The following is an 8,914-nucleotide window of genomic DNA, read 5'->3' on the forward strand; positions in this document are numbered from 1 at the left end:
GAATCACACGCCGAGTCGCTTCCGGTCGGTCACCGAGACTTCTATCCGACGAGTCAGTGCATTGGCGCCGGAGCGGACGCGTCGACGACCTCTTCGACACCGTCGGTGCGCGGTGGGCGGCGCACCAGAAGCGAGAGGACGACGGCGAGGACTGCGAAGCCTGCACCCCAGTAGAACGCCTGGTGGATGCCGTGCGCTTGAGCCTGAACGGGGTCGACGCCGTCGTTGATCTCGGCTGTCATGCCCCGCGTCATCACGGTGATGAACAGTGCGGTGCCCGCTGCTCCGGCGAGCTGCTGCAGCGTGTTCTGGATGGCGCTGGCGTGCGAGTACATCATGGGCGGCACCGAACCGAGCGCCGACGTCATGAGCGGAGTCATCATCGAACCGAGCCCCAGGCTCAGCAGCACGTGGATGCCGACGACCTTCCACTCCTGATCAGTGAACATCCAGAACTCGGAGGTCGCCGGTTCGGCGTTCAGAGTGGTCAGCAGGAAGAGGGCGATGGTCACGAGGATCGCACCGGGTGTGACGAGGGGCCGAGGACCGACCTTGTCGTAGAGCGCGCCGACGAACGGTGCGATCAGACCCATCACGAGGCCGCCGGGCAACAGGACCAGGCCGGTCTGCATGGTGCTCGCGTGCCACACGTTCTGCATGAACAGGGGCAGCAGCATGATCGCGCCGAACAGGGCAGCCATCGCGACCAGCAGGATGATGATGCCGACGGTGAAGGTGCGCGTCTTGAACGGGCGGAGGTCCAGCAACGCGGACTCGGTGGCCTGGAGGCTGATCTGACGCCACACGAACAGGGCGAGTCCGACGACGCCGACGACGATGGGCAGCCACGGTGGCACCGCGGTGTCGCCGGTCGCGGCCTCGCCGATGCTGTTGAGTCCGTAGATGAGGCCAGCGAACGCGACGACCGACAGGAGGACGGACGCGATGTCGAACGGCGCCTTTCGCGGCGTCGTGATGTTGCGGACCAGCACGATTCCCAGCAGAAGGGCGACAACCGCGATCGGGAGCATGAAGTAGAACATCCACCGCCAGTCGAGGTGGTCGAGGATGGCTCCGGAGATCGTCGGGCCGGTGGCGGGTGCCACGGCGATGACGATGGAGATGAACCCCATGATGGTGCCGCGCCGATTCTCGGGGATGAACGTGAGGACCGTCGTGATCATCAACGGGATCATCACCGCGGTGCCGGACGCCTGGATGACGCGGCCGATCACGAGGATCCCGAAGCCGGGGGAGACCGCTGCGAGCAGCGTGCCTGCGGTGAACAACGACATCGCGGCGATGAACACGGCTCGTGTCGAGAAGCGTTGCAGCAGAAAGCCAGTGGTCGGAATGACGACGGCCATCGTCAGCATGAACGCGGTGGTCAACCACTGTGCGGTGCTCGCCGTGATTTCCAGGTCCACCATCAGCACGGGGATGGCGACGCTCATGATCGTCTCGTTGAGGATCATCACGAACGTCGCGACCAACAGCAGCACGATGACGAGGTTCACCGATGCTGGCGGCGGTGCGGTGGGCGCCGCAGCAGTGGTGTCTGCAGGGGATTCTTCCGGGTTGGCCGCGTCGGGTGTGCGGTCGTCGAGACTCACGACGAGTCCTCTCGAATAGTTGTCTGCGTGCGGTGGCACGCGAGAAAGCAGAAATCGTTCATGGAAAGAATCCATTGTCCGGACTGCCAGTGTCAATTGGATTTCTCAGGGAGTGGCACGTGATCGGTCAGATGCCTGTGCCGAGCATTGCGCACGCCATGTGCTCCACTTCGGATTCGAACTCCTCCGGTTCGGGCGCGGTGCCGTTCTCCCTGTCTCGTTCCCACGCCGCATACGCATTGAACACGAATCGCACCACGAGCCCGACCCGACGCCGGGCCCCGACCTCGGGGAGGTCGAGCGTCAGCGCGATCCGATACAGCAGCGTGGACACCACGTCGAGTGAATCGTCGAGCGGATAATAGGAGTGGTCGCCGTCCGGTGCCGGCCCGCCCAGCACGTCAAGTGGTACCGACGCCAGCCACTGCTCGTTGAAGCGAGCCCAATGACTGGGGCTGTGAGTCGTGACCTGGTTGGTCAGCGGGCGGATGTAGGCGTGCACCAGCTGGGTGATGTCTGGCTGGTCGATCGCGGCGATCAAGGCGGCGCGTTCGGCGTTGATCGGCGGGGAGCGGCGCGCCCAGATCGCGTCGAGGAGGCCGTGCCACGAGCCGAAGTGATAGGCGATGGCTGAACTGTTTCGGTGCCCGGCGCCCCTGACGACCTCGCGCGCGGACACCCCGTAGACACCACGCGCGGCGATCAGCTTCTCGGCGGAATCCAGCAGAGCCGTCCGCCCCGTTGACAGAGACACGAGTCACACAGTACTGATTGATTACCGACGATTAATACATATTTATTATTTCGGCATCTCGCGCGGCAATGGAGGCTCATGCGCATCGCATTCACCCGGATCGCTGTAGTCGTTCTCACCGCGTCCGTCGCCGTCGCCGCTGCGGCCTGCTCCGACTCGGCCGACGAGGCGCCGCTCGAGTCGTTGAAGCCGACCGTCCCCACGATGGTGGTGCAGGGCAGCGCCGACGAACTCGTGTTCCGACAGATCACCGACACGCAGACCGCGGCGCTGTGCGGCAACGGCGCAAACATCGACTACCGGGTGTACGACGGTGCCGATCACCGAGGTGTGCTCGAGCAGTCATTCGACGACGTCCACGCGTACGTCGAAGGTGTTCGGGCAGGCAAGGAGCAGGCGGACACGTGTGCGTGAATCGGCGTCCAACGCCTCGGCGTCCAATGAACCCTCACGCGAGGGCGGCGGCCCATCCACCAGCACCATTTCAGCAGCGAGGAGTGTCATGAGGCTTGAGGGAAAGACTGCGATCATCACCGGCGGTGCAGGCGGCATCGGCCGCGCGTTGACCCGGGTGTTCGTGCGTGAAGGTGCCAATGTCCTATTCGTCGACATCAACGACGAGAACGGGCGCGCGCTCGAATCCGAGCTCGGAGCGTCGGCCAGATTCCTCCATGTGGACATCTCGGTGGACGGGGCGGCCGAGGAGATCCGCGACGCCGCGATCGACGCGTTCGGTTCGGTGAACATCCTGGTCAACAACGCCCACGCGTCACGTCGAGCCACGCTCGCCGACCACACCGACGACATGTTCGCGTTGTCGTTCGACACTGGTTTCTATCCGACGATTCATCTGATGCAGGCGTGCTACGAGCAACTCAAGGAGTGTAAGGGGGCGGTCGTCAACTTCGCGTCGGGGTCCGGGCTCGACGGCATGCCGACGCAGGCGTCGTACGCGGCGGCGAAGGAGGCGATCCGCGGCGTCAGTCGGGTGGCGGCCAACGAGTGGGCGCCCGACGGCGTTCGGGTGAACGTCGTGTGCCCGTTCGCGGCGACCGAAGGCGTGCGTGCGTGGCAGGAGGAGTTTCCGGAGCAGGCAGCGGCATCGGTCGCGAAGATTCCGCTTAAGCGGATCGGGGATCCGGAGAACGACGTCGCGCCGATCGTCGTGTTCCTGGCATCCGACGACGCCAAATACATGACCGGCCAGACAGTGATGGCAGACGGCGGCATCATTCAACTGCGATAAGGAGAATTCGATTTCAATGGCAGAGAATTTCGAGGGACAGGTCGTCCTGATCACCGGTGGTGCGCGCGGTCAGGGGCGTGCGCATGCGATGGCGTTCGCCGCACGCGGAGCGGACATCGTGTTGTGCGATCGCTGCGCGGACTCGCCAGCGGTCCGGTATCCGCTGGCGACCGAAGCCGACCTCGCCGAGACCGTCCGGATGGTCGAGTCCACCGGGCGCACATGCCTCTCGACTGTCCTCGACACGGCAGACCGGGCTGCGCTAGATGCACTCGTCGCCCGCGCCGAATCGGAGTTGGGTCGTATCGACATCGCCGTCGCGAATGCGGGCGTTTCGGTCGCAGCGCCCGTCCAGTCGATGACCGATGAGATGTGGTCGGAGGTCATCGGCTCCAACCTCACCGGCGTCTTCAACACCGTCGCGGCCGTCGCTCCGGGGATGATCGAACGCGGCTACGGCCGCATCGTCACCATCTCGTCGATGTTGGGGCGCGCGGGTAACACGAGCATGGTCGGCTACTCGGCGTCCAAATGGGGAGTCATCGGACTCACCAAGAGCGCAGCGCTCGACCTCGCAGGTCACGGCATCACCGTCAATGCCATTGCGCCGGGCAACATCTCGACGCCGATGGTGCACAACGACGGGCTTTACGCGATGATGCGTCCCGACCTCGAGCACCCGACCCGCGACGACGTCGCCCCGGTCTTCGCGTCGTTGCACGCGCAGCCCGTTCCGTGGCTCGAACCGGAGGAGATCACCCGAGTGGTCCTCTTCCTCGCGGATCAGGGCAGTGCGCACATGAGCGGCATCGTCGTACCTGTCGATGCAGGCAACGCCGCGCGAGTGACCGGCTGATGGGGTCGAGGCTCGACGGACGGGTAGCGGTCGTCACCGGTGCAGGCATGGGCATCGGCGCAGGAATTGCGACTGCGTTCGCGCGGGAGGAAGCCTCGGTGATCGTCGCCGAGATCGACGAGGCCGCGGGGCAGGCGACCGCGGCCTCATTACGCGACGACTGGGGCGTCGAAGCAGAGTTCGTGCGGACCGACGTCACCGACAAGGCTCAAGTGCTCGCCATGGTCGATTGTGCGGTGGCCCGGTTCGGTCGACTCGACGTACTGGTCAACAACGCGTGGCGCTCGTCGGGCTATGCGCGCGTGGAGAAGATGACCGACGAGCAGTTGCGCGGCGGATTCGACATGGCGGTGATGGCGGCCTTCTGGGCCATGCAGGCCGCGCTGCCCGAACTCGAGAAGCACGGGTGCGGCCGGGTCATCAACCTGTGCTCGCTCAACGGAGTCAACGCGCACATGTACTCGGTGCAGTACAACGCGGCCAAGGAGGCGTTGCGCACGCTCACCCGCACGGCCGCGCGCGAGTGGGCGCCGAAGCAGGTGTGCTGCAACGTGATCGCTCCCGGAGCGCAGAGCGAGGCCTACCGCCGCGTCGCCGAGGGCAATCCTGCGATGGCCGCCACGATGGCGTCGGCCAACCCGATGGGACGCATCGGCGATCCACTCGAGGACATCGGTCCGGTCGCGGTCTTCCTCGCCTCCGACGACAGTCGGTACCTGACCGGCAACACCCTGTTCGTCGACGGTGGAGCGCACATCAACGGCGTGCAGTGGGCCCCGGACGTCGACTAGCAGAGGCTGCGAACACACCGCCGTCCGTGATTTCGCCGCCGTACGACGGCGACTCTACTGAAGGCTCGCGCGTGCACACTCCCATCCGTCGGGGATGGTCCCGTCGACGAGGAAGTCGCGGAGGAACGCTTGGGAGTCGTCGTCCATGTCGGAGTCCAGGTGCGGGTAAATTACCGGCTCCTCCTTGCTGTTGTGGTTGGCCAACAGTTCCAGCATCGCGGTGCATCCGGCTATCACTTCGTCACGCCGCGACTGGTCGATGTCGTCGGCCGCCAACTGAGCGTCGAGGTCGGCCATCCGGCGCCACATCTCGCCGTGCTCGCCCTGCATCACCATGATCGGCATCATCAGCGGGCCGTTGCTCAGTTGAGGGAAGACGAGCTCCTCCTCCAGATAGATATGCCGGCGGAGCGCTTCCATAACCTGCCTCAGCGGTGCCGACCAGGCCTGGACCGAGTCGCGGAGCGACGAGGCGGTGAACTTCTCGATGCCGCCGTCGATGGCGTGATGCTCGGCGGTGAGGACTTCGGCGAGAGTGGAGTCTGCCATGGTGCTGCCTTTCTAGCTGGTCGATCGGGGGAGAAGGACTGCAATTGCGGCGCGGCGTTTCAGATTCGACTGAGCCGCAGGCTCCACTCCTCGGGGCCCTGCCCCAGGTACTCCACCTGGATGCGGCCGGTCAGTTCGGCGACCGCCCGCCGTTGCTGCTCCAATGCGTCGGCGGACTCGAGGAATCGGTGTAGCCGATTGCCCTCTCATTTAATACGCTTATAGCCGTGAATAATAGTCCTCGCCCACTCGGTCCTGATCCGGCGCCGAGTGTTGCGCCGGATCTGACCGCTGCCCAGCGCGCGACGCTGGACGCCCTCCGTGGCGACGGACCCGCCCGCGTCGTCGACGTCGCGGCGCGGTTGGGGCTGCACACCAACACCATTCGCGAACATCTCGACGCTCTCGTCGGTCTCGGAGTAGCCACTCGAATGCGGGCCGAATCCGCGGGCCGTGGACGACCGGCGTGGCGTTATGCCGCGGTGGCGGCCGACGGTGTCGCCGTGCGCGCCTACACCGGGATGGCGGTGGCTCTCGCCGGACATCTGCGTCGCACGGCAGCCGATCCTGCCGCACAGGCGCGACAACTGGGGCGTGACTGGGGCAGAGATCTGGCGAGCGGACGTCCGCGAACCGATGGCGACAGCAGGACGCAGATCCTCGCTCACCTCACCGACTTCGGCTTCGCGCCGGTCGACGAGTCCACGACGATCGCTCTGACCCGCTGCCCGCTGCTCGACGCCGCGCGCCGCTACCCGGACATCACGTGCCAGATCCACCGGGGTCTCGTCCAGGGCTCTCTCGACGCGCTCGGCGACACCCGCACGCGTCCGGTCTTGATCCCGTTCGCCGCGCGCGGCTCGTGCACGTTGCGGCTCGATCAGCCTCAGGACGGCGAGCGCGGCGATCGATGACCGAGCGACTGCGACGGTGTGGCGCCTCCTCCGATTTCGGTTACGGCGCTGATCGTCGACAAGGCATAGTTGGTGGCGGGGTTCGTCCGGCGAGCAAGGGGTTCGCGGTGTGGAACGGCTCTGAGAGAGTGAGTTTGTGGTGGCTAACGGAAAAGTCGTGTACTTCGATTCGAACCGTGGGTTCGGTTTCCTCGCGCCGGAAGGCGGCGGTGACGACGTGTTCCTGCACATCAACGACATCAGCATCGACGAGAATCTGCTGCTTCCGGGGGCGGTCGTCGAGTTCGACGTCGAGAGCACCGAGCGTGGCTCTAAGGCGTCGAATGTGAGCGTCACGCAGGAGGCTCCCGCGGGCGGTGACCCAGCTGCCGAGCGCGGATTCCGTCGCGACAACCGTGACCGCGGCGATCGTCGTGAGCGTCCCGACCGCCGCGATGACCGCGGCCCGAGTCGACCGGCACGCAACGCGGGCGGCCCGCTGTCCGCCGAGATCACCGAATTGCTGCTCGACGCGTCGCCCGACCTGACCGCACGCCAGGTGACGGCGATCCGCTCGCGGATACTAGACCTCGCGACTGCGCGCGGATGGTCGAACGACTGACTGAGCAGGCCAGGCCCGCGATTCCGGACGGCACCCTTGACTGCTCGGCGCTCACTGGATGATGCTGCCAGGACATCAGCATCCCGATCGCGCGAGGGCAGACGATGACGCGCAAGCTTGTGATCACCGAGAACATCACTCTGGACGGCGTGATCGAGAACGACGGCTCGTGGTTCGACCCGACCAACGACTCGGATCAGGGTCGCCAGTTGGCCGAGACCACGCGCGCGCACGCGGCCGAGTCGGACGGATTTTTGGTCGGACGCACCACTTTCGAGGAGATGCGGGAGTTCTGGCCGAGGCAGGTCAGCGACACTACTGGCGTCACTGATCACCTGAACCGCGTCGAGAAGTATGTCGTGTCCCGAAGCATCGACGACCCCCGATGGGACGGAACGACGGTCCTCCGCGGAGGCGACCAACTCGAGGCGGAGATCTCCGAGCTGAAGAAGCGCGAAGGCGCTGACATCGTCCTGACCGGAAGCATCTCGTTGGCCCAGCAGCTCCTAGGCCTCGGGATGGTGGACGAGCTGCGACTTTTCGTCTATCCAGTCGTGACCGGTTCCGGACGCCGACTGTTCACTCCGGACCATGACATCCGGGACTTCGCGCTCGCCGAGAGCAGGTCGATCGAGAACGTCGTGCTCGCGCGCTACACCCGGTAGGACTTCCGGCGGTGGGTTCGTAGCGCAGGTCTCGTGCGCGTAGCGGTGGTGATCCTCGCGTGAGTGGTACCTATGCGGACCTAGGGCGGTCTATCGTGCGTCCTAGGTCGTCATACGTACCAGTCAGGCGGCCAGCTCGACGTTCTGGAGTGCCCCCAGTCGGGTTCGAACCGACACTGGGCGGATTTTAAGTCCGCTGCCTCTGCCAATTGGGCTATGGGGGCGCGATTAACAGCATGCCAGGCCGGTCGGATGCGTAGTGTCAACGGCTACCTGTTCTGACCGTTTAGGGAGAATCGCTGTGTCTGAAATCGAGAAGGTCGTCGTCCTCGGCACGGGAGTGCTCGGCTCGCAGATCGCGTTCCAAACCGCGTACAGCGGATTTCAGGTGACTGCCTACGACATCAATGACGACGCGATCGCGGCCGGAGCCTGTCAAGTTTTCTGTGTAAGTCGGTCAGGTGTTCGGTTTAGAGGTGATGGTCGATACGTTCGGGGTAGGTCAGTGAGAGTTGCTCGAGTGCTCGTTTCCAGTTCGTGGTGACCGCGCCTTCCACGAGCCGCCCCGCGGCTTTGCGTTTGTGCGAGGGCAGTCCTTGTTCCTTGATGCGCTCGCGAGCTCGTTTGTCCTCGATGTTGCCGATGGCCAGCCATAACAGCTTCATCGCGGCCGCGTCGTTCGGGAAATGGCCCCGGTTCTTCGTGACCTTGCGCAGTTGATAGTTCAGCGACTCAATACTGTTCGTGGTGTAGATGACCCGCCGCAACTCCGGTGGAAACGCCAGAAACGGAATGAACTGTCAAGACCCGGGTTTGTTAGAGACCGATCATTTGTTCTGTAGTGCAGGTTCAGTCTCGGTAGTAGTGTGCTGCTGCCAGTAGTGGTCCTCGATCTCGGTCGGTGGCCGGTGATCGAGCTCGCCGT

General features: G+C 64.8%; 10 protein-coding genes, 1 tRNA gene and 2 pseudogenes. 8 read left to right on the forward strand and 5 right to left on the reverse strand.

Annotated elements, in window-relative coordinates; translation table 11 throughout:
* Positions 1-53: 53 nt before the first annotated feature.
* Positions 54-1,613, reverse strand: a complete 1,560-nt coding sequence (locus L5G32_RS17705) for an MDR family MFS transporter (protein ID WP_237012406.1) — start codon at positions 1,611-1,613, stop codon at positions 54-56.
* Positions 1,614-1,740: 127 nt separating this feature from the next.
* Positions 1,741-2,367 (reverse strand): TetR family transcriptional regulator, encoded by a 627-nt coding sequence (locus L5G32_RS17710; protein WP_237012407.1) that lies wholly within the window; start codon positions 2,365-2,367, stop codon positions 1,741-1,743.
* 78 nt (positions 2,368-2,445) lie between these two features.
* Here L5G32_RS17710 and L5G32_RS17715 point away from each other — a divergent pair, with 78 nt between their 5' ends.
* The 4 genes from L5G32_RS17715 to L5G32_RS17730 all read left to right on the forward strand — a co-directional run bounded on the left by L5G32_RS17715 (position 2,446) and on the right by L5G32_RS17730 (position 5,260).
* A complete protein-coding gene (locus L5G32_RS17715; RefSeq protein ID WP_237012408.1) occupies positions 2,446-2,781 on the forward strand; it encodes an alpha/beta fold hydrolase in 336 nt (111 codons plus the stop codon).
* Positions 2,782-2,869: 88 nt separating this feature from the next.
* Positions 2,870-3,613 carry an SDR family NAD(P)-dependent oxidoreductase gene (locus L5G32_RS17720; RefSeq protein ID WP_237012409.1) on the forward strand — a complete coding sequence of 248 codons (744 nt, stop codon included), beginning with the start codon at positions 2,870-2,872 and terminating at the stop codon, positions 3,611-3,613.
* A gap of 16 nt (positions 3,614-3,629) precedes the next feature.
* Positions 3,630-4,469, forward strand: coding sequence for a mycofactocin-coupled SDR family oxidoreductase (locus L5G32_RS17725; protein WP_237012410.1), 840 nt, complete (start codon positions 3,630-3,632; stop codon positions 4,467-4,469).
* Positions 4,469-5,260, forward strand: a complete 792-nt coding sequence (locus L5G32_RS17730) for an SDR family NAD(P)-dependent oxidoreductase (RefSeq protein WP_237012411.1) — start codon at positions 4,469-4,471, stop codon at positions 5,258-5,260. Before L5G32_RS17725 ends, L5G32_RS17730 begins: the two co-directional genes overlap by 1 nt.
* Positions 5,261-5,314: 54 nt before the next feature.
* Here the strand turns inward: L5G32_RS17730 and L5G32_RS17735 are convergent, their stop codons facing one another.
* The gene (locus L5G32_RS17735; protein ID WP_237012412.1) at positions 5,315-5,809 is read right to left on the reverse strand and encodes a hemerythrin domain-containing protein; all 495 of its coding nucleotides are present in this window, start codon (positions 5,807-5,809) and stop codon (positions 5,315-5,317) included.
* A 227-nt stretch (positions 5,810-6,036) separates the two neighbouring features.
* Here L5G32_RS17735 and L5G32_RS17740 point away from each other — a divergent pair, with 227 nt between their 5' ends.
* From L5G32_RS17740 to L5G32_RS17750, 3 genes are all read left to right on the forward strand, one after another.
* The gene (locus L5G32_RS17740; protein ID WP_237012413.1) at positions 6,037-6,723 is read left to right on the forward strand and encodes a helix-turn-helix transcriptional regulator; all 687 of its coding nucleotides are present in this window, start codon (positions 6,037-6,039) and stop codon (positions 6,721-6,723) included.
* Positions 6,724-6,859: 136 nt separating this feature from the next.
* A complete protein-coding gene (locus L5G32_RS17745) occupies positions 6,860-7,324 on the forward strand; it encodes a cold-shock protein (RefSeq protein WP_237012414.1) in 465 nt (154 codons plus the stop codon).
* A gap of 104 nt (positions 7,325-7,428) precedes the next feature.
* On the forward strand, positions 7,429-7,989 hold the full coding sequence (locus tag L5G32_RS17750) for a dihydrofolate reductase family protein (RefSeq protein WP_237012415.1): 561 nt from the start codon (positions 7,429-7,431) through the stop codon (positions 7,987-7,989).
* 150 nt (positions 7,990-8,139) lie between these two features.
* Here the strand turns inward: L5G32_RS17750 and L5G32_RS17755 are convergent.
* Positions 8,140-8,213: transfer RNA gene (locus tag L5G32_RS17755), tRNA-Leu, on the reverse strand.
* A 77-nt stretch (positions 8,214-8,290) separates the two neighbouring features.
* On the opposite strand from L5G32_RS17755, the pseudogene L5G32_RS17760 reads away from it, so the two are divergent.
* Positions 8,291-8,413: pseudogene (locus tag L5G32_RS17760) on the forward strand (3-hydroxyacyl-CoA dehydrogenase NAD-binding domain-containing protein); the annotation flags it as partial.
* Between the two features lie 46 nt (positions 8,414-8,459).
* Here the strand turns inward: L5G32_RS17760 and L5G32_RS17765 are convergent.
* Positions 8,460-8,789, reverse strand: a pseudogene (locus L5G32_RS17765) (transposase); the annotation flags it as partial.
* Positions 8,790-8,914: the final 125 nt, after the last annotated feature.

The organism is Gordonia zhenghanii (assembly GCF_021738965.1).
In the GTDB taxonomy this organism is placed as follows: Bacteria; Actinomycetota; Actinomycetes; order Mycobacteriales; family Mycobacteriaceae; genus Gordonia; species Gordonia zhenghanii.